20 protein-coding genes and 2 pseudogenes are annotated in these 25004 nt (G+C 69.2%); 4 read left to right on the top strand and 18 right to left on the bottom strand.

Annotation, left to right across the window (positions count from 1 at the left end; translation table 11 throughout):
* Positions 1–956, bottom strand: a 956-nt coding sequence (locus ABZ887_RS33905) for an enoyl-CoA hydratase/isomerase family protein (RefSeq protein WP_361297896.1), incomplete at its 3' end; no start/stop codon positions are given.
* A gap of 345 nt (positions 957–1301) precedes the next feature.
* On the opposite strand from ABZ887_RS33905, the gene ABZ887_RS33900 reads away from it, so the two are divergent.
* On the top strand, positions 1302–1991 hold the full coding sequence (locus ABZ887_RS33900) for a WHG domain-containing protein (protein WP_361297893.1): 690 nt from the start codon (positions 1302–1304) through the stop codon (positions 1989–1991).
* 24 nt (positions 1992–2015) lie between these two features.
* Here ABZ887_RS33900 and ABZ887_RS33895 read toward each other — a convergent pair whose 3' ends face one another.
* The 10 genes and pseudogenes from ABZ887_RS33895 to ABZ887_RS33850 form a co-directional block, all read right to left on the bottom strand.
* Positions 2016–2924 carry a short-chain dehydrogenase/reductase gene (locus ABZ887_RS33895; protein ID WP_361297890.1) on the bottom strand — a complete coding sequence of 303 codons (909 nt, stop codon included), beginning with the start codon at positions 2922–2924 and terminating at the stop codon, positions 2016–2018.
* Between the two features lie 232 nt (positions 2925–3156).
* Positions 3157–3834, bottom strand: coding sequence for a response regulator transcription factor (locus ABZ887_RS33890; protein WP_361297887.1), 678 nt, complete (start codon positions 3832–3834; stop codon positions 3157–3159).
* A gap of 39 nt (positions 3835–3873) precedes the next feature.
* A complete protein-coding gene (locus ABZ887_RS33885) occupies positions 3874–5052 on the bottom strand; it encodes a sensor histidine kinase (RefSeq protein ID WP_361297884.1) in 1179 nt (392 codons plus the stop codon).
* Positions 5053–5129: 77 nt separating this feature from the next.
* Entirely contained in the window at positions 5130–7313 is a 2184-nt protein-coding gene (locus ABZ887_RS33880; RefSeq protein ID WP_361297881.1) for an MMPL family transporter, read from the bottom strand.
* 389 nt (positions 7314–7702) lie between these two features.
* A pseudogene (locus ABZ887_RS33875) lies at positions 7703–8081 on the bottom strand (ISKra4 family transposase); the annotation flags it as partial.
* A 537-nt stretch (positions 8082–8618) separates the two neighbouring features.
* On the bottom strand, positions 8619–9290 hold the full coding sequence (locus ABZ887_RS33870; protein WP_361297878.1) for a response regulator transcription factor: 672 nt from the start codon (positions 9288–9290) through the stop codon (positions 8619–8621).
* Positions 9287–10483, bottom strand: coding sequence for a sensor histidine kinase (locus tag ABZ887_RS33865; RefSeq protein ID WP_361297875.1), 1197 nt, complete (start codon positions 10481–10483; stop codon positions 9287–9289). The genes ABZ887_RS33870 and ABZ887_RS33865 overlap by 4 nt, the downstream gene beginning before the upstream one ends.
* Before the next feature lie 117 nt (positions 10484–10600).
* Positions 10601–11746 (bottom strand): ABC transporter substrate-binding protein, encoded by a 1146-nt coding sequence (locus ABZ887_RS33860; RefSeq protein ID WP_361297872.1) that lies wholly within the window; start codon positions 11744–11746, stop codon positions 10601–10603.
* 465 nt (positions 11747–12211) lie between these two features.
* On the bottom strand, positions 12212–12553 hold the full coding sequence (locus tag ABZ887_RS33855) for an alpha/beta fold hydrolase (protein WP_361297869.1): 342 nt from the start codon (positions 12551–12553) through the stop codon (positions 12212–12214).
* Positions 12554–13028: 475 nt separating this feature from the next.
* Complete coding sequence (locus tag ABZ887_RS33850) at positions 13029–13631, bottom strand: TetR/AcrR family transcriptional regulator (protein WP_361297866.1); 603 nt, start codon at positions 13629–13631, stop codon at positions 13029–13031.
* A 129-nt stretch (positions 13632–13760) separates the two neighbouring features.
* On the opposite strand from ABZ887_RS33850, the gene ABZ887_RS33845 reads away from it, so the two are divergent.
* Entirely contained in the window at positions 13761–14903 is a 1143-nt protein-coding gene (locus tag ABZ887_RS33845) for an NAD(P)/FAD-dependent oxidoreductase (RefSeq protein WP_361297863.1), read from the top strand.
* 718 nt (positions 14904–15621) lie between these two features.
* On the opposite strand, the gene ABZ887_RS33840 is transcribed toward ABZ887_RS33845, so the two are convergent.
* The gene (locus ABZ887_RS33840) at positions 15622–16677 is read right to left on the bottom strand and encodes an aldo/keto reductase (protein WP_361297860.1); all 1056 of its coding nucleotides are present in this window, start codon (positions 16675–16677) and stop codon (positions 15622–15624) included.
* Positions 16678–16913: 236 nt separating this feature from the next.
* On the opposite strand from ABZ887_RS33840, the gene ABZ887_RS33835 reads away from it, so the two are divergent.
* Positions 16914–17519 carry a helix-turn-helix domain-containing protein gene (locus tag ABZ887_RS33835; protein ID WP_361297857.1) on the top strand — a complete coding sequence of 202 codons (606 nt, stop codon included), beginning with the start codon at positions 16914–16916 and terminating at the stop codon, positions 17517–17519.
* A gap of 369 nt (positions 17520–17888) precedes the next feature.
* Here the strand turns inward: ABZ887_RS33835 and ABZ887_RS33830 are convergent.
* Positions 17889–18053 (bottom strand): annotated as a pseudogene (locus tag ABZ887_RS33830) (pirin family protein); the annotation flags it as partial.
* A gap of 95 nt (positions 18054–18148) precedes the next feature.
* On the opposite strand from ABZ887_RS33830, the gene ABZ887_RS33825 reads away from it, so the two are divergent.
* Positions 18149–19303 carry a tyrosine-type recombinase/integrase gene (locus ABZ887_RS33825; protein ID WP_361297854.1) on the top strand — a complete coding sequence of 385 codons (1155 nt, stop codon included), beginning with the start codon at positions 18149–18151 and terminating at the stop codon, positions 19301–19303.
* A gap of 22 nt (positions 19304–19325) precedes the next feature.
* On the opposite strand, the gene ABZ887_RS33820 is transcribed toward ABZ887_RS33825, so the two are convergent.
* The 5 genes from ABZ887_RS33820 to ABZ887_RS33800 all read right to left on the bottom strand — a co-directional run bounded on the left by ABZ887_RS33820 (position 19326) and on the right by ABZ887_RS33800 (position 24984).
* Positions 19326–19511, bottom strand: a complete 186-nt coding sequence (locus ABZ887_RS33820; protein WP_361297851.1) for a hypothetical protein — start codon at positions 19509–19511, stop codon at positions 19326–19328.
* A gap of 933 nt (positions 19512–20444) precedes the next feature.
* Positions 20445–22073 carry a CocE/NonD family hydrolase gene (locus ABZ887_RS33815; RefSeq protein WP_361297843.1) on the bottom strand — a complete coding sequence of 543 codons (1629 nt, stop codon included), beginning with the start codon at positions 22071–22073 and terminating at the stop codon, positions 20445–20447.
* Positions 22074–22086: 13 nt separating this feature from the next.
* Entirely contained in the window at positions 22087–22488 is a 402-nt protein-coding gene (locus ABZ887_RS33810; RefSeq protein WP_361297840.1) for a hypothetical protein, read from the bottom strand.
* On the bottom strand, positions 22485–23582 hold the full coding sequence (locus tag ABZ887_RS33805; protein ID WP_361297837.1) for a dihydrodipicolinate reductase: 1098 nt from the start codon (positions 23580–23582) through the stop codon (positions 22485–22487). Before ABZ887_RS33805 ends, ABZ887_RS33810 begins: the two co-directional genes overlap by 4 nt.
* Before the next feature lie 31 nt (positions 23583–23613).
* Positions 23614–24984: a cytochrome P450 gene (locus ABZ887_RS33800; RefSeq protein ID WP_361297834.1), complete on the bottom strand. Its 1371-nt coding sequence runs from the start codon at positions 24982–24984 to the stop codon at positions 23614–23616.
* Between the last annotated feature and the right edge of the window lie 20 nt (positions 24985–25004).

Raw genomic sequence — 25004 nt, 5'->3', positions numbered from 1 at the left:
GCCGAGCGGGGCCCGGGCACGGTGCCGGACGCGAGCGCCTCGGCGTAGGTGTCCGGCCGGTAGAGCGGAAGCTCCCCCGTCGCGTCCGTCGTGTCCATGTAGTCGAGCATCAGCTCCTGGCCCTCCCGCGACAGGACTCTGGTGAAGAACTCGGTGCGTTCGACGTGCAGGCCGTCCGCCAGGGACATCGAACCGCCGAAGTACACCGACCTCTTCGCGGCGGCCACCGATCCCTTCGGCCGGGCGCCGAAGTGCCGGCCGAGTTCGACCGCCCGCGTGACCACCTCGCCCGGCGGAACGACCTCGTCCACCGCCCCGTTGGCGAGAGCCTGAGCAGGGGTGAACGGTTTGCCTTCGAGGATCGCGACGAGAGACCGGTGGGTACCGATCAGGCGGGTCAGCCGCTGGGTGCCGCCACCGCCCGGAATGATGCCGAGAAGGATCTCCGGCTGGCCGATGAAGAACTCTCCGTCGGCCATCACCCGCAGATCGCACGCCCAGGCGAACTCCGCGCCGAGGCCCAGGGCCGAGCCGTTGAGAGCGGCGACGAAAAGCACCCCGCTGGCGTTCATCCTGAGAAAGGTCGTGTGCAGGGCTTCCAACTGGAGTGCTCCGCGCAACGGGGTCCTGCGCGCCACGGGCTCCAGGATCCGGGTCCGGTCCACGCCCTTCGCCACACGAACGACGGCGCCGGCACCGCGTCGGCCGACGGCAGGGCTCGCTGCGCCCTCCTCCTGAAGCCACCGGACCTCGGCGTGGCTCACGAACCGCTCGGGGTGCGCGCCCGTGAAGACGACGGCACGGACGCCGGGATCGCGGTCGACCCGGTCCACCAGCTCCTTGAGCCGGTCGGCGATGTCGGGGCCGAACACGCCGTGCGGCCCGCCGTCGACCCGGACGGTCAGGACGGCTCCGTCGTCCTGGATCTCAAGATGACCCTTTTCGGGTTTTCTCATGGAATCTGCTCCCGTGCTGAATCCGTGGAGAGGGGGCGGTGGGAAGGGAAGGGGCGTGTGCCCGAGTGGGCGGGGACCGCCGCCGAGGTGCCTCGATCTACCCGCGCGACCGAGCATCGGCTCGGGGGATACGAGCGTGAGGGGTCCGTAACCCGTGTCGGCCCTGGTGCGTGAGTCTCGGACCTGCTGTGATGAGGGCCGCGAGGGGTGCGGCAGTGCTCGCGGCGCCGCGTCACCCGTGATGTGTATCCTGGCTCGGAGAGTGCATATAACCAAGTTATTTGAAGTGTGGCAACCGTCACTCCGGTCGACGGCGCGAGATCGGTTGCGGAGTCGGGTGGAATCATGGGAGACACATCGGAGACGCCGGCGTCCCGGGGGATACCGGAACGGCTCATCAGCGCCACGATCGGCCTGCTGGCCGAGCAGGGGCCTTCGGCCATCAAGGCGCGCACGGTGGCGTCCGCCAGCGGCCTCTCGACGATGGTGGTCTACAGCCACTTCGGGGGCATCCCGGAGCTCGTCCGGGCCGTCGCGGACCACGGGTTCGAGGAGCTCGGCAAGGCCTTCTCCCAGGTGCCGGTGACCGACGACGCGGTCGCGGATCTCTTTGCCATGGCGTTGACCTGCCGACGGGTCGCCGGTGAGAACCCCCACCTGTACGACCTGATGTTCGGGCTGTCCACTCGTGCCACCTACCGGCCGCTGTCGGACGCCGACCTCCGGTTCAGCGGACGCTCGCCGGCCTTCCGCAAGGCCTACGCGGTCGTCGCCGAAGCGTGCGCCCGGCTCGTGGGTTCCGGCCGGGTGGCGCAGCAGGACCCCGACGTCGTGACGGCCCAGCTCTGGAGTTACGTCCACGGCTACATCACCCTCGAACTGGCCGAGCACTTCACCGAGTTCGAGGACCCGGTGGCGCAGGTGCTGCTGCCGATGGGCGTGGGTTTCGCCGTAGGGCTGGGTGACGACCGGGAGCGCGCGCTGGCCTCGCACGAGGAGGGACTGCGCTCCTTCCGTTCGACTGCAGGGAGTTGACGGAGGGTCAGGCCGGTATCCGTCTCAAGTGCCGGGCCGGGAAGGTCCGGTGCTCCCGGTGGGGTTGTCCATGCCGGGTACCAGCTGGTTATGCCGGCCCAGTGCCTCCACCTCGCGTTCGAGGGTGGGCACGGCGCGGGCCGCGAAACGTCGTGCCCAGGGCCATGCGAGCGGTGAATTGACGGCTGCTTTGGCCCAGTTGGCCGCGGCGATCGCGCGTGGCACGTACACCCTGCTGCGCCGGCGGACGAGTCCGTCGACGATCGCCGCGGCTGCCTGGTCGACGCTCGTGGTGACGTTGCCCGGGTACGGCAGCCGTCTGCGCAGGTCCTGGAAGGAGGGCAGGTCACCTTCGGCACCCCGGACGATGTCCGTGTCGATCCAGGAGGGGTGCACCAGGCCGACCGTGACACCGAGATGCGCCACCTCCTGGCGGTAGGCCAGGGTGAGCATCTCCACCCCGGCCTTGCTCGCGCCGTACGCGGCCATCGAGGCCAGCGGCATGAAGGCCAGCGCTGAGGACACGACCATCGCATGGCCGCGGCTGCGCTCCAGGTGGGGCGTCGCGTACTTCAGGGTCCGGAAGACACCGTTGAGGTTGATGTCCAGAACCCGCTCGAACGACGCGTCGTCCGTCTGCCGTACGGTCCCGTAGGCCGCGACCCCCGCGTTGGCGACGATGATGTCGATGCCGCCCATGGTCTGCGCACAGTCGTCGATCGCCGCCTTCAGGGCGGCCCCGTCACGTACGTCGGCCGTCCGCCAGGACGCGTCAGGGCCCAGGGCGTGGGCGACTTCGCGCAATCGATCGGGTTCGAGTCCGAGGAGGGCCAGCCGGGCGCCTCGGGCGGCGGCGACCCTCGCCACCTCGGCCCCGATCCCGCGCGCGGCTCCCGTGACGACCAGCCTTCGGCCTGCCAGGTCTTGTTTCATGGCCCGTAACATAACTTCGTTATTAGGGGGAGCGCAATAGGCGGTAGGTGCCGGGGCCGAGGGGAAGTATCCGGGTGCGTCCGGCTCGGCCGACGGACGGATCACGCTCACCTCGGAGTCCTGCGGACCGATGATCGGCACGTACGAGGCGGACGCCAGGGCGGCACGCCAGTGGTTCCGGACGCGATTCTGATGGGCACGCCGTGGGCACAGCGCCCCGAGGCGACCGTCCTCAGGGTGGTGTCTCTCCGGCGCGGACCAGGCCGCTTTCATAGGCGATGACGACGAGCTGGGCGCGGTCGCGGGCGCCGAGTTTGGCCATGGCCCGGTTGGCGTGGGTCTTGACGGTGACCGGGGTGACGAAGAGGCGCTCGGCGATCTCGACGTTGGACAGGCCGGTGGCGATCAGGGTCATCACCTCGCGCTCCCGTGGGGTGAGGGTGGCCAGGCGGCCGGGGTCGGAGAGCCCGCCCGGGGACGGCTGGGCGAGGAACCGGGCGATCAGTTTCTTGGTCGCGGCCGGAGAGAGCAGCGCCTCGTCCGCCGCGACGAGCCGGATGGCGTCGAGGAGTTGGGCGGGTTCGATCCCCTTGCCGAGAAAGCCGCTCGCACCCGCCCGGAGTGCGTCGACGACGAACTCGTCGACCTCGAAGGTCGTGAGGACCAGTACCTTCACTCCGGCCAGGTCCTCGTCCCGCCCGATGAGCCGGGTGGCCTCGATGCCGTCGACCCCGGGCATCCGGATGTCCATCACCACGACGTCGGCCCGCTCGGACCGCGCCAGCAGTACGGCTTCACGGCCGTCGGACGCCTCTGCGACGACCTCCATGTCGGGTTGCGCGTCGATGAGCAGCCGGAAGGTGCCACGCAGCAGGGCCTGGTCGTCGGCGAGCAGGACACGAATGATCATGGACGGCGGTTTTCCTCACGGGATGTCGGAGCGGGTGCGTCAGAGGGCGGTGGGGGCGGGGGAGAGCGGCAGTTCGGCGACGACCCGGAAACCGCCCTCGGGCCGAGGGCCGGCGGTGACGGTCCCTCCGACGGAGCTGGCGCGCTCGCGCATGCCGATCAGGCCGTGGCCGGTGCCCGGCCCCTTGGCCGGGTGGGGCGGACCGTCGTCCGTGACGGTGACGCGCAGGGCCGTGGCTCCGTAGTCCAGGGTCACCTCGGTGCGTGCCGCGGAGGCGTGTTTATGGGTGTTGGTGAGTGCTTCCTGGATGATCCGGTAGGCCGTCAGTTCGGTGGAGGGTGCCAGGGGCCGGGGAACGCCCGTGCGGGCCACTGTCACGGTCAGCCCGCCGCCGCGGACGCGGCTGATGAGGGATTCGAGGTCGGCCAGGTCGGGGATGGGGGCCCGGGAGTCGGGCGCGTCGTCGGGCTGGCGCAGCAGGCCGACGGTGGCCCGCAGTTCATCGAGCGCGGAGCGGCTGTTGTCCTTGATGTGGGCCAGGGCCTCGTACGCCCGGTCCGGGTCGGTGCGCATGAGGTGGTGGGCCACGCCCGCCTGGGCGTTGACCAGCGTGATGTGGTGGGCGACCACGTCGTGGAGCTCGCGGGCGATGCGTACGCGTTCCTCGGTGACGCGGCGCCGTGCCTCCTCCTCCCGAGTGCGCTCGGCGCGTTCCGCGCGGGCTTCGACCCGTGCGAGGTGCCGACGGCGACTGTGTACGGCGTCGCCGATGGCGGTGGCCGCGATCGCGAAGTCGAGCCGCAGCAGACTGGTCCCCACGAGAAGCGGCTCGTCGTGGGTCGCGGCGTAGACCCCCGCGATCGCGACGGCCGCGATGACGCCGACCGACCAGGCAGTACGCCGGCTGCTGCGGGTGGCGAGCGTGTACAGGGCGACGAGGCTGGCCGCCGGAGCGAGGGCGCGGTCCGGGGCCAGAGCCATGCCGGTCAGATCGACCGCCAGGGTCAGTACGGCGACGGGCAGCGGCCAACGGCTCCGGAACACGAGGGGGACGCAGGTCAGCGCGACCCAGGCCACCCCCGCCGCCCGGGGCGCATGCCAGCCGGACTTCCCTGCGGCCGTCGCGGCCACGGCGACGACGATCAGCACCGCCGCGGGGAGCGCGTCCCTGATCCGGTCGTGCCGGGCCAGCCAGCGCCTCATCTCTGTCACCTGCATTTCCATAATGTACGGAGCGCGGGCCAGGGCGTGCCGGGTCCGCCCCAGCCGGCCACCGGCCCGCGTGCGCGTCGCTCTCAGTCGGTCAGTGCGGCGGGTTGCGGCTCCCGCACCGGATGCTGCGACGGGCGTACCGACTCGTCCGACGGTCCTTCCACGGACACCCGCGGCAGCGCCTTGTCCAGTCGGCTCGGCAGCCACCAGTTCGCCCGGCCGCACAGGTGCATGAGCGCGGGGACGACGACCATCCGGATCAGCAGCGCGTCGAGTGCGACGGCGACGGCGAGGCTCACGCCGAACTCGGAGATCACCCGCATGCCGCCGAAGACGAAGGAGCCGAAGACACAGAACATGATGGTGGCGGCGACGGTGATCACCTTGCCGGTCTCCGCCTGGCCGACCCGCACGGCCCGGTGGCTGTCGCCGGTGTGCGCCCATTCCTCGCGCATCCGGCTGACCAGGAAGACCTGGTAGTCCATGGAGAGGCCGAACATGATGCCGACGACCAGGATCGGCACGAACGACTCGATCGGTCCGGCGGCGCCGAGTCCGAGGAGCGAGGCGCCGTGGCCGTACTGGAAGACGACGACGATGGCGCCGAAGGCCACCCCGATGCTCAGGATGTTGAGCACGGCGCCCACGGCGGGAATGAGCAGACTGCGGAAGGCGACGGTCAGCAGCAGGAAGCCGAGTGCGGCGATCACCAGCACGAACAGCGGGAGCTTGCTCATCAGCACCGACGCGAAGTCGTCGTTGCTCGCGGTGAGACCGCCCACGTAGACCTTCATGGACGTGCCCTGTGCCGCCCGCGGGATCACGTCCGCCCGCAGGTGGTCGATCAGGTCGGAGGTGGCTGCCGACTGCGGGGAGGTCGTCGGGACGACGGAGATCACACCGACCGTCTGCCCTTCCTTGAGCGGGGCGGCGGTGGCACTGGCGACGCCGTCGACCTGCTTCAGGTCCGTGACCAGCTTCGCCTCGGCCGCCCTGTCAGCGGCGGTGGGGGCCTGGACGGCCAGGACGAGCGGGCCGTTGAAGCCGGGGCCGAAACCGTCCGCGATCATGTCGTACGCCTGGCGGTTCGTCGACGTCGTGGGCAGGTTGCCGTCGTCGGAGGCGCCGAGGCGCAGCGACAGGGTCGGGAGCGCGAGCGCCGCCAGCACGGCGAGCGCGAGCAGACCGAGAGCCCTGGGCCGGGCCTGGACCCGCACGGCCCACCGGCCCCACAGATCCGTCCCGCCCGCGCTGCCGACGGGAGCGCGACGTTCCCTGCGGCCGAGGACGCGGGGTCCGATCATGCCGAGCAGTGCCGGCAGCAGGGTGATGGCCGCCAGCACGGTCAGGACGACGGTGACGGCCGCGCCGACGGCCATCCCGTTGATGATGCCGACGTTCAGGGTGAGCATGCCGAGCAGCGCGACGACCACGGTCAGTCCGGCGAACACCACGGCCCGGCCTGAGGTGTTGAGGGCCTTGGCGATCGACTCGGCGACATCCGCGCCCGCCCTCAGGTTGGCGCGGTGCCGGTTGACGATGAACAGGGCGTAGTCGATGCCCACGCCGAGGCCGATCAGCGAACCGAGGGTCAGCGTGGTGCTGGACAGAGTGATGACGTGGCTGAGCAGGATCACCGCGACCGCGGAGGTGCCGACGCCGACGACGGCCGTGACGATGGGCAGCACCGCCACCCACACCGCGCGGAAGGCGAACAGCAGCACGACGAAGGCGAGCGCGATGCCCATGGCGTCGGCGACCGGATTCGGCTCGGGGCTGACGGTGAACGCCTGCCCGTTCAGCGCGATGTGCAGGGTCGCGGAATTCGGAGCGGTCGCGAGTTCCCTGACGTGCTCGATCCGGCGGTCCGCCACGTCGCGGTCGAACGCCACCGTGGCGTAGGCCGTCCTGCCGTCCTTGCTGACCTGCGCCTCACCGACGGGCGTGTACGGGCTGGTCACGGAGGCGACACCCGGTGCGCGGGCGATCTTCCCGAGCACGTCCGTCATCGCCCGCTCGGCCGCGGGCTCGGTGACCTTGCCGCCCTTCAGCTGCCAGACGACCCGTCCGCTCTTGCCTGCCGCGCTGTTCGAGGCGCGCTGAAGCAGGGCCGTCGCCTTGGCCGAGTCGGTGTTCTGCGAGGTCGGACTGTTGCCGAAGGCGCTGCCGGCCGCACCGACCCCGGCCCCCAGACCGATCAACAGGCCCACCCAGACCAGGACGACGACGAGCCGGTGCCGATGGCACCAGCGGGCGAGAGGGGACATCGACGAGCCCTTCCAGGGATACATCACGTGAGCGGGCCGGTGATCCCGGCCCGCTTTCACGCTCGCACCGCCCCGGTCTCTCGTCGTCGGGCGGCCGCAGACACTTGCCTCTACTGCGATCGCAGCAGAGGCAAGTGCCCGGACAGCGGGTGACGGAGACACGGGTGAGCCCGGACCCGTCCGCCGTCTCAACGTGATCGACAGCTGCCCTTGAGGACGGCGTCCGCAGCGTCATGACGGACCTTGTCGCGGCGATGCTCGACGAGGAGGAGGACGCCCCTGCTCCAGGACCTCGCCGACGACGAGCCGCAGCCCCCCGCGTCGCCCTCGTCCCGTTGGCCGGCCTCTGTCTGGTCTCCCGCGCCCACCAGTTCAACGCGGAAGAGACCGTCGAAGACGCAGGCCACGGTGTCCATCCGTTTCCGGTCGGGTTTCTCGCCGGGGGCGAGCCGGCCCCGTCGGCCCTGGGCCGCGGCCTGGGCGGCCTTGCGGTGGGTGGCCTCGCGCAGTGCCTCGGGCCGCATGACCACGCCCTTGCCGTCGGCCTGGATGACCGAAGGAGCTGCGGACGGCCTCGGTCACGGGAAGACGGCGCAGGCCCAGCGAGTGCCGCCCGGTCGGCAGCGACAGCAGCGCGTCCGCGGGATACACATGGCTCACCCCTGGCCCACGGTGAGCCACACGCCGTACCCGGACACGGCCGAAGACCGTGGACAGCTACCGCTCATGGCCCGTCTCCCGTCACGGACACGTCCGGCCGTCCGGTCCCGGGAAAGAGGACCAACGGCTCCATCCCCTACCCGACCAGCACATACACGCACTTCAAGCCTGACGCGGGAACTCGCTCAGACAGAGCCGCACCCATGCTGCTTCTCGGCAGTGCTGAAGAGTGCCGCGCAACCCTGTGAGCCGGCGTTGATATGAGAGTCCTCCTCTCGGAGCAGGATGCGCAGGCCCTCGTGGCTGATGGCGTCTACTACCCCCCCCAGCGACCAGGAAGTCGGCCAGTTCGGCCAGGCTTCAGACAGCGCGGCACGTCACAACAGGTTCTCCGATGCGACACTTGCTCGAAGTCGCCAACTCACAGGCGTAACCCGCTCAGGCCGCACGGCGCACGGGACTGCCACCCGACAGGTCCGACAACCGACTCGCTCGAACTCGCAGGCGTTGGCGAAGGCGGTGTGCAGATGAAGGCGTCGGCGCACCGCGACTGCTCGCTCGGCTTCCGTCATCGGCCAGGCACACTACTCGGTGCCTGGGCGGTATCCACTGCCGGTCGCCCGAGGACCGGTGCCCGTGACAGGCTCAGCTGAGTTCGATCAGCCCGAGTCGGACCGCTTCGGTGACGGTGCCGGCGCGGTTCTCGGTGCCGAGCTTGCGGTAGATGCGGATGAGGTGGGTTTTGACCGTTGCCTCTGCCAGGTACAGCGTGCCTGCGATGGACCGGTTGCTGTGCCCCAGAGCCAGGAGCCGGACGACTTCGATCTCACGCTCGCTGAGCACGGGGCCCCGCTCGGCCGGAGGCCCGACGAACTGCGCTGCGGCTTCCGGCGCCAGCGCCATGCCGCCCGTCACCACGGCGCGCACGGCACGGAACAGTTCCTCGGGTGGGCCCGCCTTCAGGACGTATCCGCGCGCCCCGGCTTCCACGGCTCGCAGCACATCGACCTGGCGGCCATGGCTGGTGAGCACGACCACCTGGGCAGGTGCGGAGCCGGCCAGGATCCGGCGGGTCGCCTCGATGCCGTCGATACCGTGGTGGCCGTCGTGCGCGCCGTCCGTGTCCGACAGCCGGAGGTCCATCAGCACCACGTCGGGACGGAGCCGCTCCACCTGGCGTACCGCGTCGGTGCCGTCGCCGGTCTCGCCGACCACTTCGAAGCCGGGTTCGCTTTCGAGGAGAGCGCGCAGTCCGGCTCGTACGACGGTGTGGTCGTCCACGATGAGGATCCGCAGCGGTGGGGGAGTTCCGCTCATGGGGCGCTGACCGGGACCCGGTCCTCGGCCCGCAGGGCCGCCCGGGCACGGGTGCCGTGACCTGGCGTGCTCTCGACCGTGAGGGTTCCGCCGAACAGACCCAGCCGTTCGCGGGCCGCCATCAGCCCGAATCCGCGGCCGGTCTTCGTCGGCCGGATGTCCGTCGGGTCGAAACCCACTCCGTCGTCCCGGACTTCGACGGCCGCGTTCGCCTGGTCACCGTAGACCAGAGTCACGCGTATGTGTCCGGCCCGCCCGTGTTCGCCGGCGTTGGCGAGGAGCCCTTGGGTCACCCGCAGCAGAGTCACGGCTTGTTCTGTGGACAGGTAGTAGGGGGCATGCTCGGTGTGGAAGGAGATGCGGGGCGACCCGGGCACGTTGCCGGCACGGGCGCAGAGCTCGCGGAGTGCCGCCTCCAGGCCCTCTCGGGCGAGTACGGGAGGCGTGAGGTCGTCGATGATGTCACGGGTCTGTGCGAGATGCTCACCGAGAGCGCCGGTCACCGCCCGTACCTGTCGGCGGGCGGCTTCTGGACGGCGGTCCCAGTCTCGTTCGGCGGCCTGGAGCAGCATGCGACTGCCCGAGAGCTCCTGGGCGAGTGTGTCGTGGAGGTCTCGCGCGATGCGGGCTCGCTCGGCGAGCCGTCCGGCCTCCTGTTGCTGTCGCGCCAACTCGCCCCGTGCTTCCGCCAGTTCGCGGGTCAGTCGCTGCTGGGTACGGTAGAGGAGCACGGTGGCCCACAGGGCGGCGACCGGCGGCGCGAGCACGTCGGGATCGAGTCCGCCACTGGCCCGCAGCAGCACCGCGCACAGCAGTGCCATGAGGACGGCGAGTGCCGAGGAACGTGCCGCCCGGGTCGGCATCCGCATGGCCAGGACGGCCAGTGGCACGGCCAGCCACGCGTACCCGAAGGCGAGCGGGGTCGGCAGGCTCCAGGCCACCCACGTCCACAACAACAGGAGGAGGCCGAGCCAGGCGGGCCGGGCCCGGTGGCCGAGCCGGTCCCAGCGGGCCAGCCCGGCCGCGTACACCAAGGCCAGTCCGGCGGTGGGTGGGGCGATACGCCAGCAGAGTTCGTGATTCAGCTCGAAGAGCCGTACGAGGGTGCCGGCGAGGGCGATCAGGAAAACCAGGTGCGGAAGGTACCGTGCCGCGACGGAGGGCCGGTGTACGGCAGGGCCGGTGAGGGACACGGCTACGGCTCCCTGGGGGCGGGCCGGGCGGAGGCTACAACAGGGGCAGGAGTCTAGACCGTTGCCCGTGTGACCGTCGTAAACACCGCGGAGGGGCCGTGACCGCACGCGCCGATGTCAGCTTCCCGGATGCAGTCCGAGCCAGCCCGGCGACGGGTCGCCCTTGACCTCGCCGAAGTACAGGGCGAAGGTCTGCCTCAGCCGCTCAGCCTCGGCGCGGTCTTCCATGAACCGCGGGAAACCGTCGACGTGGGCGTTCTGGAACTCCCACACGGGCTTGAGGCTCGCGTTCGGAGTGACGTCCGTACGCACCGACCAGCCGTTGAAGCTGGCCAGCTGGCGTTCCTCGGACAACAGCCAGTTCATGTACAGCCTGGCCGCCGCCGGATGAGCGGCCTCCTTCAGGATCGCGGCCCGCTGCCCCCAGGCCATGAAGGGATGGTCACCCGACGGTACGACCCACTTCACGGTGGTCGACGTGGAGACCGTGCTGCCCGAGCCGCCGACACCGATGGTCTTCTGCCTGCTGTTGACGGCGGCACCCGGGGTGTTCGTGCCCCGGCCGAACTGCGGCTGCTGCGCGGCGAATCGGGCCACCCAGTCCCAGCCGTACCGCTGCTGGTACAGGTGGTAGAGGTAGAGCACCGCGTCGTCGTCGTTCGGATAGGAGGACGCGATGGCGCCCTTCCAGCGCTCGTCGAGCAGATCCAGCGGAGTCGTGGGCGCGTTGGAGCCGACGGCCTGGATGTCGTACATGAAGCTGAAGGCGATCACCATCAGCGCGGTCCAAGAACCGTCCGGGTCCTTGAAGCCCTTGTGGACCTTGGAGAACCCGGCGGGCTTGTAGCGCAGCAGCTTGCCCTCCTGCTTCCAGCGGGTGAAGTCCTGCAGCGTCTGCAACTGGACGACGTCGGGCACCAGAGTGCCGGTTGCGAGCTGGTTGTCCACGCGGACGTCGTGGTACTTGCTGTAGTCCACGACGGCCGTCAGCTCGACCTTCGGGAAGCGGGCGGCCCAGCCGGCCCGGACCCCGGCCGCCTGGCTGTCGACGTCTCCGCCCTGGTACAGGACGAGCTTGCCGCCTTCTGCGACGGCCTCCTCGTAGAGCTCGTCGAGGGAGCGCGTCTCCTCAGGGACACCGGCGAGGGAGGCGCCGACCGGGGCAGCACCCTGCGCGCTGGTGGTGACCGCCGCGGCGGCACCGCCGAGTGCGACACCGGCTCCGGTGGTGAGCAGCCGGCGCCTGCTGAAGTTCCTGGGCATGGTGGGGGTCCTCCCGCTGTTTCCGCCGTCGCGCTTCGTATGCGGCGGCGCGGCAAGTCTGCCGACGAGCCGCGTCGTTGCGCGTCGTCCGGATGTCGCTCTCTGGTTCAGCCCTTCGGTTGAACGGTCATCCGGTCAGCAGATGGCGACAGAGGGTCTCGTTCTGTAAGAGTGAACCGTCGCTCGCTCATGACCAGGCCGGCAGTGCGCGTGCAGCTGTGTCCGCAACTGGTGAGCGGCTGGCTGGATGCTCCCGTCCCGGCCCTGCTCGGGGGGAGGGCCTCCTGGGTCAGGGTTGTGTACAGGTACGGGTGGCGACGCGCTGGACGGCTCGGTCGACGAGGTCGGGCTGGTCGAGAGAATGGACTGCGCGAGGTAGGGCACCCCGTGCCGGACGACCTCCACGAGGATGTCGCCGGCAGAGCGCACCTTTCCGTCGGTGAACGAGAGTGTCTCCGCGTTGTCTCAGTGGCTCACGGCGAGGTACTGGTCGCGTGCCTCGGCACCCGGGCCGGTCGCGGACGGCGGGACGACGCGGGTGAGGCCGGCGGCCATGGCCGACGGGGTGGCGTCGAGCAGGACCAGGCCTTTGATCCGGTCCTGGTGTTCGGGGGCGTAGCGGGCGGCGATCAGCCCGCCGAGGGAGTGCCCGACGAGGACGACGGGCCGGTGGCCGGCCACCCGGTCGAGTACGGCGGTCAGGACCTTTCCGGTGCTGTCGATGGTCTGCGGGCCGGCCGGTGCGTCGCCCTCGCCGAGCCGGTCGTAGGAGCAGACCCGGTTGTTCGCGCTGAGTGCTTTCTGCACGCCGCTCAGCTTGTCCAGGCCGTCGCCGCGCTCGGCGACCGTGGCCGCAGCAGCCGGCTCCGGGCCGGCGAGGCGGCCCTGCTCCGCTCCGGCTGTCCCCGGGGAGTGCTGGTGAACGCCGGCGAGAGAGGCGCCCGCTGCGGCACGGAGCAGGGCGGTCGTGGCGGCGGTGGCGGTTCTGGCGATGCGTCAGAGACTAGGCTCGACACCCGTGGCCGCCCCAGCAGGCTGACTCCAGCCCTCCCCCGGGGGACAGCCCCACCCTCCAACAGGGCCGTGACACCACCTACTTGTCGGCCATGATCCACCCGAGTCGGCAGCCGGATGTGATCGCCTCAGCCGTCGTCACGGGTGCCGCTCCGGTGTCTCGGGCGCGTGATGCCCCCGAGGTGCCGGAGCGGATCACGGCGCGATGTGCGGAGCCGGCCTGACGTGCACGTGCCCTCCGGGCCGGTCTGGCCGGTTTTCCGCTGCCTCATGCGTCTGTGGGCCTGTGGTGGCCGCCGGGCGGCTGCCAGCCGTTGGTGAGGATGGCGAAGACCTCCTCGACGGCTGCTCCGCGGTCCTTCTGTCGTTGGGCCAGGCCAGGGGTCTCCAGGACGAAGCGGGCCAGGGCGGCGCAGGCGAGGTTGTCGTGGTCCACGCCGTACTCGTCGGCAATGGCCGCGGCGAGAGTGTCCGCGTGGCGGGTCCACATGCGTTCGGCGTAGGCGCGCAACGCCGGGGTGGTGTTGACCAGGCGGGTGAACTCCACTCTCTGCGGGTGTGCGGCGATCGGCAGCCAGGTGGCGAGTACGTGCTCGCGCAGGGCGTCGAGGACGCTCCGGCCTGCGGACCGTTCTCGCACGGCCGCGGCCAGGCGCGCGTCTGTGCTCTCTTCCTGGTCGAACACGAGGGCCTCTTTGCCGGTGAAGTGCTTGAAGACCGTGGCGGTCGACACGTCCGCGGCTTCGGCGATCTCTTTGATGCTCACGTGGTCGTAGCCGCGCTCCAGGAAGAGTCGGAGTGCGGCGTCGGCGATCGCCTGCCGGGTGGCGGCCTTCTTGCGCTCGCGGCGGCTGACAACGGGCTCGGTCATGCCGCGAGTGTATCCGAAAGTGCCACCCGAAAAAGAGTTGTCACATTCTACTTTTCTATCTACTCTACTTTTCGAGACCGTAGGGCAAGTGCGGCCCTGCAGCCCCGTCCCACAGCGAAGGACGAACCCATGACTTCCCCGAACCCCACTCACGCCCGGATCAGCATCATCGGAGCCGGACCCGGCGGGCTGACCTGCGCCCGCATCCTTCAGCAGCACGGAATCGCGGTCACCGTCCACGACCGCGACACCGGCCCCGACGCACGAAACCAGGGCGGCACCCTCGACCTGCACGCCGACAACGGCCAGATCGCCCTGCGCGAAGCCGGCCTGCTCGACGAGTTCTTCAAGCTGTCCCGCCCCGAAGGGCAGGAGATGCGCCAGATGGACCCGACAGGCGTGATCACCTCCCACCAGATCCCCGAACCCGACGAGCTGTTCAAGCCGGAGATCGACCGCGGCCAGTTGCGCGACCTGCTGCTCGACTCCCTCCAGCCCGGCACGGTGCACTGGGGCCACGGCCTCGACCGCGTCGGCGGACCCGCCCGGGGGCCACGCCTGCTGCACTTCACCGACGGCACCACCGCCGAGACCGACCTGGTCATCGGGGCCGACGGCGCCTTCTCCCGGGTACGCCCGGCCGTCTCGCCGGCCGTCCCCGGATACAGCGGGATCAGCTTCCTGGAGGCGTGGTTCTCCGACGTCGAATCCCGTCACCCCGACATCGCCGAACTGGTCGGCCAGGGCGGCGCGCACGCCGCCGACGGCGAGCGCGGCATGTTCGCCCAGCGCAACGGCAACGACCACATCCGCGTCTACCTGATCCAGCGGGTCCCAGCCGACTGGATCACCGCGAGCGGCCTGATGCCGAAGGACACCGACGCCATTCGCGCCCGGCTCCTGGAGCGCTACGCCCATTGGTCACCCCGCATGAAGCAGCTGATCGCCGACAACGACGGCCCCTATGTGGACCGCCCGATCTTCGCTCTGCCCGTGCCGCACACCTGGCAACACAGTCCGACCGTGACCCTGCTCGGCGACGCCGCCCATCTCATGCCACCGCTGGGCGTCGGCGTCAACCTCGCCATGCTCGACGCGAGCGACCTCGCTCTGGCCCTGGCGAACGCGGCGACCGTCGACGACGCCCTCCACGCCTACGAGAAGACCATGCTTCCCCGCTCGATCGAGAACGCCCAGGCCCTCGAAGGCGGCGCCGAGCACCTGCTGGCCACCGAGTTCCCCGACTTCGGCGACGACGACCCCCGGCACTGAAGACCCGCCACCAGCTGTCCACGGGCGCCCCCACCGATACGTCCGGGCTCCCTCCGGGTCCCGTTCCACAGGTCTCTCGGACCGAGCGAGACAGGGATCCGCAGCGCTCTTCAGGGCGCCCTGCGAGGCGCCTCACGGTGGTGTTGCCGAAAGGTTGGTCGACACGCGCCAGGCGGCGCCCCGGTGTCGAGAACCGCAAGAACTACTCACATGCCGTGGCCTGCTCGTGATCGCGCACACCAACGACAGGGGGCGACCGGTACGGGTCCACGCAGACAGACCCGAGAGGACCCCGGAGATCACCGCCTGTTGTCACGACAAGCTCACGCAGAAGCCGCGGGAGGCTGAGCTCGGCGTGATCGCCGACCGGGGACTCACCCGCCGACCGATGATCTTGTCGACGGACTACCGCCCCGGACATCGCCGAGTCTCTCCACACCCACGCCCAAGAGAACATCTGACGTGCAGTTTTCACGATGAGCACTGCTAGATGGGGGAGTGGCGTTTGTGTCCCGTCAGCGCTTTCTGTCGCACAGACAGCTCCGTGCCAGGGCTGCCGGGGCCGTCTGTCGGCGGAAGCGCCGTCCGACCGTGGGGGCCCGCCCAGCGGCGACTTGACGAACCGGTGGGCGACAAAGTCGCCTACCGACGCCCGTCGGTTGCGTGGAGTTCGACCGGCGCGATGGTGTCATGGCCCCACGACGGCAGGTACCGAGGCTCAGGCGATGGGCACCCGCGGCTGGATGATGCGGGACGCGTCACCACCCTGGACGGCATCGCGGACGCCGGCGGTCGCCTCGTGCGGCACCCCGAGGGGGATCGCGCTGATGTCGGACAGGCGCGCGAACTGCTTCGGGGTGAGCTGAACGTCCAGGGCACCCAGGTAGTCGTCGAGCTGCGCGAGGTTGCGCGGACCGATGATCGGAACGAACGGAGTCGAGGCTCGGGAGGCGCGCTCACGGAGCCAAGCCACCGACACCTGCGCGGGTGTCGCGCCGTTCTCCTCGGCGATGGCCAGGACGCTGTCCACAATGGCGGTCTTCTGCTCGGTGCTCTCGACGTGTACGAGCGTCTTGAAATCGGTCAGCCGCCCTTCGATGCTGCGGCGATACTTGCCGGTGAGCAGCCCTCCCCCGAGCGGGGACCACAGAGCTGCGCCCAGTCCCAGGCTCTCGGCCATCGGTAGCAGCTCCCGGTCAGCGGTCCGCTCGACGAGGCTGTACTCGATCTGGATGCCCGCGACCGGCGCCCAGTTCTTCAGGTCTGCGAGAGTGGCGGCCCGCGAGACCCGCCAAGCCGGGAAGTTGGACAGGGCGGCGTGGAGGATCTTGCCCGACGAGACCAGGTCGTCCAGTCCGCGCAGGATCTCCTCCATCGGCGTGAGGTCGTCCGGGAAGTGAACCCAGTACAGGTCGACGTAGTCGGTGCCGAGCCGCCTCAGGCTGGCCTCCAGCGAACTGACCATGTTCTTGCGGCTGTTACCCGTGCTGGAGATGCCGCGCCGCTGCGCGGCTCCGTTGGTGAACTTGGTCGCCAGGACGAAGTGATCCCGGTCGTTGGCGATGAACTTCCCGACCAGCTCTTCCGACTCGCCGAACTGGTAGCTGTCCGCGGTGTCGAGAAACGTCCCACCGGCCTCGGCGAACCGGTCGAACATCCGGCGCGATTCGTCGGGTTCGGCGCCGGCTCCCCATCCGGTGCCGAAGTTGCCCGTACCGAGTGCGTACTCGGAGACGCGGAGTCCAGTCCGTCGTCCGAAGGTCGTGTAGCGCATCACTTCTCCTTGGTGCCGATGACGGGTGGGCGGCCGGTCGGGCGTCGGTCAGGGCGACGGCCACGCGTGGCGCAGAGGCCGTGCCGAGCGCCGTCCGAACGGATACTGCGCCGACAAGCTGCGTATCCACGTGCGGTACGAACGCCGGGCACGATCGAGTAAACCGATCGGTTTACTCCAGGGTCTACCGTAAACGACGCCGACGGTCCGTGTAAACCGATCGGTATCCTCGGGGTATGGACGAACCTCATTCCGTGCGTCGGCGTCGTGGCCGTGATGCCCGGGAGCGGATCCTCAAAGCGGCGACCGAGCTGTTCACTGCGCAAGGGATCAATGCGACCGGGATGGAGCAGCTGTCGACCGTTGCCGCAGTGTCGAAACGCACTCTCTACACGCACTTCTCCAGCAAGGACGACCTCGTCATGGCGTACTTGAGCACCTTGAGGGGTGGCCTGCTCCCCGTCCTTCCAGGACCCGATCAACCGCCCCGCAGCCCGCGCGAGCAACTCCTCGCCGTCTTCGACTGGAAGCCGCCGCAGACTGCGGCTCCGGTACGCGGATGCCCGTTCCTGAACGTGAGCGTCGAGGTGCCGGACCCCGGGCGCGCCGCCCATCGACTGGCCGCGACGCACAAGAGGGAGTTCGCCCGCCGCCTGTCGGAGATCGCACGTCAGGCGGGGGTCGCCGCTCCGGAGGTCCTCGGTGAACAACTCGCGCTGCTCTACGACGGTGCGGCGGCACGTGGTACAGCGCTCAACAGCAGGCACACCCGTGCGTGTGCGCGAGACATCGCGGAGTCGCTGATCGATGCCGCCATGGCTGGAGCTCACACAACACGGTGATGACGGTGGCTTCCCGTGGTCGGGGGTACCAGGGGCCTCGGGGGGCAGCGTTACAGCCCGTCGAGCAGTCGAGCCACGTGTGCCTCGGCGTAGGTGAGCGCTGCGGCCTGCGAGCCGACGCTGGCGGTGCTGCTGTTCAGACAGTGACCGTACGGGGCGTGTGTGGCGGAAACGTTGACGAACAGGAACAGCGGCTGTCGGCGCCCGCGGGGGGATGTTCCCAGCCAGGCCGGTAGGCCGATTGCGGAATTGCTCAGGTTGGCTGGTGTCCGTCTTGTAACCCTGTTTTGCTCACGCTGCCTGGGTGAACCGGGCGGGGTGCGTCTCACCTTGCCCGGTGATGTGCGTGCCGGGTCGCGAAGTCCCGGCTCAGCGCACCCTTCCCCGTGGTTTCAGCGGCACAGGCGGCAGTTCCGGCGCTGGAAGGGGCGCTCCGTCGTACCCCTTCACTTCCCCGAACCTCGTCCCGCTCATCCAGCCCTCGCGAGCCTGTTCGATGTCCTCCTGGGTACGCCCGACGAAGTTCCACCACATACCACGGATTCGGCGGTTCTTCCCAGGTCAGAGGTATCGAAGACCCTCGGGCGTCAGCAAAAGGTCAGCATCGGACGCCGAGGAGACAGCACCACATGGCAGCACGCACACTCGCCCGCGGCATGGGCACCTTCTTCAAGGACTGCGAGCACCCTCAGTCCCGCTGGTCGAAGTGCCCGCACGAGTACAAGATCCGGTACCGCAGCGCGGCGGGCAAGCAGACGGAGGAGTCCGGTTTCGGGACCCAGGACAAGGCGATCGCGCGTTTGACGGAGGTCTACAACCAGAAGAAGTCGGCGCCACAGTCCCAGTCGAAGGCGGAGCGGATCCAGAAGTACGGGAGGATGCGGTTCGAGGAGTACGTCGAGGAATGGAAGGCTGGCCAACGGCACTTGGCCGCCTCGTCTCTACGTCACCTCGACTCGCTCCTGGAGCACCACCTCTACCCGGCGCTCGGCAGCCGGCGGATGAACTCCTTCGACCACAAGGTGGTCGACGGCTTCATCCGCACGATGGAACGCAACGGTGCCGGTCTGGCGACCCAGTCCAACGCATTCGACAAGCTGCGCGCGGTCCTCCTCGACGCGCATCGCCTCGGCCTCTTCTCCGACAACCCCATGGACGGCGTCAAGCCGCCGCAGTACGACCCGGCTCGGGCGGTGATCCCGTCCCTGGAACAGTTGCGAGCCATACGAACCGCCGGTGACGACGCCTTCAAGCTCGTCATCGACCTGATGAGCGGCTGCGGCCTGCGGAACGGCGAGGCGTACGCGGTGAACCTGAACAACCTCGTGGCCGATGACGTGTATCGGATCACCGAGCAGGTTGTGCTGTCCACCCGCAAGTACGGTCCACTCAAACACCGCAAGGCGGGGGAGTACCGCGATGTCCCCCTGCCCGCTCGGATCAGGGAGACGATCCAGTGGTATGCCGAGAAGTACGGCACGGTCGACGGCTACCTGCTGCGGCAGGAGACCGACCCCCGCAAGCCGTATCCACATTGGGGAATGGACAACCAGTGGCGGCGGATCAGGGCATCGGGAAAGGTGGACATCCCGGAGGGGATGGTCCTGTACGGGAACCGCCACTTCTACGCGTCGAACTGCCTGAGCCACGGCATCCCGATCACGGGTGTCGCTGAGTGGATGGGACACAAGAGCGTCGACGTCACTTTCAAGATCTACCGGCATCTCCTGCCGGGATCGATCGGCAAGGCCGCGCAGGTCCTGAACATGGCACTCGCGGCCTGACCCGAGCGTGGCATGGCGTGCCTCAGCCGAGTTTCTGTTGCCGAGCCCAGGCGTGCACATCGGTGATCTTGAACTGAAGCTTGGCGCTACGGCCGTTTCCGAACTTGTAGGGGACGAGTCCGAGTTTGGGTGCGTCCCGGTACACCCACGTGATCGACATGTTCAGATATTCGGCGGTCTGCTTGGCGTTCATGTACTGCGCGGGCATGCAAGGTCCTCAAGGTCACGTGGGTCGAGAAGGCAGCCTGAGCCTCCGATGCAGGCCACGGTTTGCCGAGGCAGAACATTGAGTGGTAGCGAAGCGTTCTCTCGTGATCTCCAGGCGCTGGCGTCGAACCCAGGGCGGCCGGGCAATAGATCGCTACTCGCCAGGGAGGGGTAGACCTCGGTCTCCGATACGCTGCACAGCCGTCCCAATAGTTTCTTCGTCTGCTGGCGGTACACGACGTACATGGCTCTGACCAGTACGAATGCCAGCTTTGGGGCAGGGACGGCGGGCTCTGGCCCGTATATGGTCCGGGTCTTGGTCGCGAACTGGGCGAGGCCGGAGTCGAGGGTGGGGCCAGCGGCTGCCGCCTTCGCGCTGGCGATGCAGACAGGTGGCGGCGGTACAGGGATTGCAGGAGCGGCGGGAGGCGGTTGGACGCGTGCGGGTGGACGGTCGGGGAGGCGCCGTCACGCCATGTCGCGGGTGGAATAGCCGCTGGTCCGCCTGGCGGTGCGCTGGGGAGGAACGGATATCTGTAACCGGCCACGGCTGCAAGGTAGATGCCCACACTGGTGGCTGCAGCATCCCGGCCGGCGCCGCAGGCAGCGGCCTGGATATCTACTTCGCTGCCGTTGCCGCCTACAAATGACTATGAGGATTGATCATGCTTCTGCTCGGCCGCCCGACCCACTGTATGACTGACGCCTCGCCGTCAGCCCGGCGCTTTCCCTGACGCACCGGCGCTCGCTGTGACGGGCCAGCTGGTTCAGTGATTGCTGCTGTGGTCGTGCTTCTTCACGGTGCGTTGGTGGTGGGGCGGCGGTTGCGGCAGGTGGGCCGACTGGGTATCGCCGGTCTCGCGCTGGACCTCGGAGGCTGACCGCGCACGAGGCGAAGGCGACGTGTCGAAATGACCGGCGATCGACAGAACGGTCAGTCGGTTGCCGATGCTGTGCGTTGGGTCCGGACCGGGAGGATGATCGCTGAGGGGTGTGCCGGGCCTTGGCGGACGGTCTGGTGGGCCGGGCGGAGGGTGGTGGCCGTGGCGAGCGGTTCTCCGGTGCCGGGGTTGCGGGCGTAGCGGGGGAAGGCTCCGCTGGAGATCTGGACCCGGATGCGGTGGCCCCTTTTGAAGCGGTGGGCCGTGGGCCAGAGCCGGACCTCGGCACACTGCGGCTGGTCGGCGTCGGTCAGGCTGAGGAGACCGTCGCAGATGTTCCAGGAGCGTCCGGCCGGGTCGACGTCGCAGAGTCGTACGAAGACATCGGCGTGAGGCAGGGTTGAACAGAACCAGACCTCGGCGCTGACCTCGCCGATGACTTCGATGTCCTCGCCCAGAACGGGAGTGGTGTACGCGACCACGTCGGAGCGGGCCTCCAGAGCCGTGTTGTCGACGCGGCCGCTGTTCCTGACCATGCGGACGCCGCCGACGGCCGGAGTGGGATGGGAAGGGTCGTAGCGGTAGTGGGTGGCTGTGGACACCGCGGGCGGCTCGGTCGACAGTGTGCCGTCCGGGTGGAGGTGGAAGCGTTCCGGTGTGTACCCCTGCGGTGGCCAGGACTCGAAATCCCGCCAGGTTTCCTGACCCATGACGTACAGGCGGACCGGCGGGCGAGGCGGTGGCTGTTCACCGCGCGCGTGACTCAGGCCGAACTCGATGGCCTCCCGCACCGGTTCAGGGCCGAACCTGGTGTGCGTCCAGGGCCCGATGATCAGCCGGGCCGGGTGCCCGGCCTGTTGGAGCAGCTTGAAGTCGTGAAGTTGGCCGGGCAGGAAGATGTCGTACCAGCCACCGATCGAGCAGACCGGTGCGCTTGCCTTCGCCACGCGGTCCCGGTGGTCGAATCCCTGCCAGCGGGAGTCGTCCGCGTCGCGGGTGAGGATGTCCTGGATGTACGGAGAGACCGTGCCACAGGCGGCGTGGTCGGCGCGGTTGAGGGGAAGTGTCCACAGGGCCCGCGCGGTCTTCCTCGACTGCAGAGGCTGCCGCAGCATGGCCAGCGGGCGTTCCAGAGTCGTGACGAGAGCCCCCCAGCCGAAAGGGGTCTCCAGCGACATCCCGTCACCGCGCAGAAACTCCAGCGTGAGCGCGGACTCCGTGACCACCGGGATGAGCGCCTTGACTTCCGGGGGCAGCCGGTCGGCCACAGCCCATTGGACGTGCCCCATGTAGCTCATGCCGTACAGCACGATCGCGTCCCCGGACCAGGGCTGTCTCACCAGCCAGTCGAGGGTGGCGAGGCCGTCGTCGCGTTCCTGCCTCATGGGATCGAAGACGCCACCGGATCCGAAGGTTCCGCGGACGCTCTGGAGCAGCACCTGGAAGCCGCGCTCGGCCAGTGGCCGAGCCATGAGGGTTCCGATGGGCCCGCTACGGCCGTAGGGGCAGCGGATGAGCGCGGTCGGCAGGCCCTCGTCGCCCGACCGCGGGGCCCACCTGTCGGCCAACAGGTCGACCCCGTCGGGCATCGGAACCCGCAGATCCCGGTGCACCACCACGTCCCGCGTCAGGGGCGGAGGCAGCTGAAGCCGACGCTGGATGAGATGGCTGATCAGTTTCACCGTGGGTTCTCCGTCACGAGCGGGGCTGTTGGAGGTAGACGTCGAGACGGCGGATCCGGGCGTCCGCGTCGAATCCATACACCGACAGGGAGTTGACCACGGCGAGGCCACCCGGCCGGGTGTGGCGCTCCTCGATCTCGTAGTAGACGAGACCTGGCAGCTCCGACACGCGCCGTACAGCGGTCTCGAAACCCATTGAAGCCGACGCCCACTTGGTCATGAACTCCGTGTACTCCCGCCAGTCCATGACCTCCATCCAGGTGCCGACGCGCCGGAACTCCGCCACGTCCACGAATGCGGTGAGTGCCGACCAGTCAGCTGCGGTGACGCCCGACTCCCGTGCCTTGAGGACGAGTTGGCGCACGGTGGCGTCGAACGCGAGCACCGTGCGGGCCAGCGGGCCGTAATCGCTCACGCCAGTCCGCCGGGGCGCGGGCCGCGAGGAAGGATGGGCGGGAGGTCGGTGGTGGTGAGGATTCCGGGGCGGGCCGCACAGACGTAGGGGATGGCGTTGACGGGCCCGTTGGCGTTGTACGCGGGGACGTGGTCGGCGAGGACGTCGAGTGAGACCGGCAGGGGCATCTGGATGTCGAAGGGGGCGTCGCTGTGGATGCGCAGCCGCCAGCCCGTGTCCCTGAGATCCCAGTGCGGGTCCACGTCCCTGGTGACGAAGGCGTACTGGGTGAAGCGGATGACGTCGACACCCTCGCGGCGGCCGGTGATGACGACCTTCTGGGCCGCCGCGGTGCCCTTCTCGACCACGCCGGCGTAGATGGAGACGTCCTCGCGCGCCGCCGCGACCCCGCCGGTTGCCGTCCACTCGTCCACGTCGAGGGCGGCGGCGTCGGCCAGCACCGTGAGGGCGGGCTGGTACTCGCCGTAGAGGTGGTTCTTGCGCCGGTCGGGGTCCCAGCCGTCCACCGGCTTTCCGAACCGCATCTGCTCCATGACCATGTGCGGCGACGGCCGGTGGGAGAGGTCCCCGAACTCCTCCAGTTCGATGAGGTCGATGTGACGCTGGACCGAGAGCAGGGCGAAGGGGAACGTCTCCGTGAAGAAGCCCGGATCGCTGCCGGATGGCCAGATGGACGACTTGCCCTTCTCACAGGCCTCCTGGACGCGGGCCTGTCCTTCCGGCCCGAGCCGTACACCTCGGGCCAGCAGGTCGGTGCAGGTGGTGACGATGCTGGTGCCGGATGCGAGCAACGGAACGATGTCGTCGAGGAGTTCCTCCTGGGTGAGGCCGGCGCGGGTGCGTCCGGAGCCGGTCGCGCGGGGCATGTAGACCACGCAGTCCGCGCCCAGGTCCAGGATCGCCTTGCGGTCCCGGGTGGCGAGGACACCGGTGGGCTCCTCACCGCACAACTCACCCGCGTCCTTTCCCTCCTTGGCCTCGTCGTAGACGAGGACCCCGACGAGTTCCATGTCCGGATGGCCGATCACTTCCCGGAGGGCGCGTCGGCCGGTGTCGCCGGTGGCCCACTGGGCGACTTTGTAACGAGTTGTCATCTGGTCTCTCCTTGTGCGGGGCGGGAGGGATTCAGCTGCCGAGGGTGGCTTTGGCCGTGCGGACGGTGACGGGTTCGGCGAGCTGCTGTTCGTCGCAGGCCTTCTGGACGGCGGCGATGGTCTCGTCGATTCCGGCACCGAGCCGGGGGCCGGGAGTGAAGGTGGCCGACAGGTGCTGCATCCCGTTGATGACGGCGACGGATTCGTAGTGGACCGTGCCGTGCGGGTCGCATCGGTAGTCGGGCATACGGTCGAGAACGGCGATGAGCATGCGCTTGAAGACCATCCGGGCCACGTTCGAGCCGATGCAGCGGTGGATGCCGAGGCCGAAGCTGTGGTGCCGGTTGCCGGTACGGCGCAGATCGATCTCGTCCGGGTGGTCGAACACGGCGGGGTCACGATTGGACATGGCCCACGACAGCCACAGGCGCTCGCCTTCCTTGAACCGGTGCCCGGCGATCTCGCAGTCCTCGGAGAAGGTGCGGCCGTCACCGACCGCTGGTGTGAAGTAGCGAAGGAACTCCTCGGTCGCGGAGTTCAGCAGCGTCGCGCGTTCCCGGGACAGCTCCGCCCGCCGGTCGGGGTGGGCCGAGAGCCACTCCAGGGAGTGGGCCGTCAGCGCGGTGGTGGTGTCGAACCCGCCGCCGATGACGAGGGCCAGGATGCCGAGGAGGTCGAGGTCTTCGGGCTGTTCGCCGTTGATCCGGGCCCCGGCCACCGCGCTGACGAGACCGGGGCGAGGCGTCTTGCGTATCTGGTCGAACTGGGCGTACAGGTCCTGGAACATGTTGATCTGGAGTTCGCGCACGCGGGAAGCGTCCGGTGAGTCCGGCGGGGTGTAGACCCCGGCGTGCGAGGGTTCGCAGTAGATCGTCCAGTTGATGAGCGGGATGCCCATCATGGCCAGGGTGAGCACGGCGGGCACGATGTTGGCGAGGTCGTCGACGAAGTCGATCCGGCCGGACTCGATCCGCTCGTCCAGACAGGCGCGGACCAGCTCGTCGACCACCGGTGTCCATCGGTCGACGGCCGCCGGCGAGAGATAGGGGTTGAGCAGCTGCCGGTAGTAGCGCTGTTCCGGCGGATCCATCTCCAGGAAACCGCCGCGGACCGGCGCGTCGACCGCCGCCGGGATGGAGATGCCCTTGTAGCCGCGCCGTTCACCCCGGATGTCGTGGTCGTTGGACAGGACGTCGGCGGAGCGGGCGAGTGCGAAGACCTCGGCGTTGCCCGCCGCGACCCAGTGCCCGCCGTGGGTGTCGCTCCAGGCGAGCGGACAACGGGACTGCATCTCCTGCGTGATCGTCTCGAACCGGTCGCGGTAGTCGCGGGTATGGCGGTCGAAGAGAAAACGGGGCTGCCGGCGCTCGGCAGCGTCCTCGGCGGGTGCTTCTTCGGACACGCGGTGACCTCCTTACGCTG

Source organism: Streptomyces sp. NPDC047061, from assembly GCF_040643955.1.
Classification (GTDB): domain Bacteria; phylum Actinomycetota; class Actinomycetes; order Streptomycetales; family Streptomycetaceae; genus Streptomyces.
The sequence above is the reverse complement of the archived record's forward strand: the minus strand, read 5'-3'. Positions and strand labels throughout refer to the sequence as shown.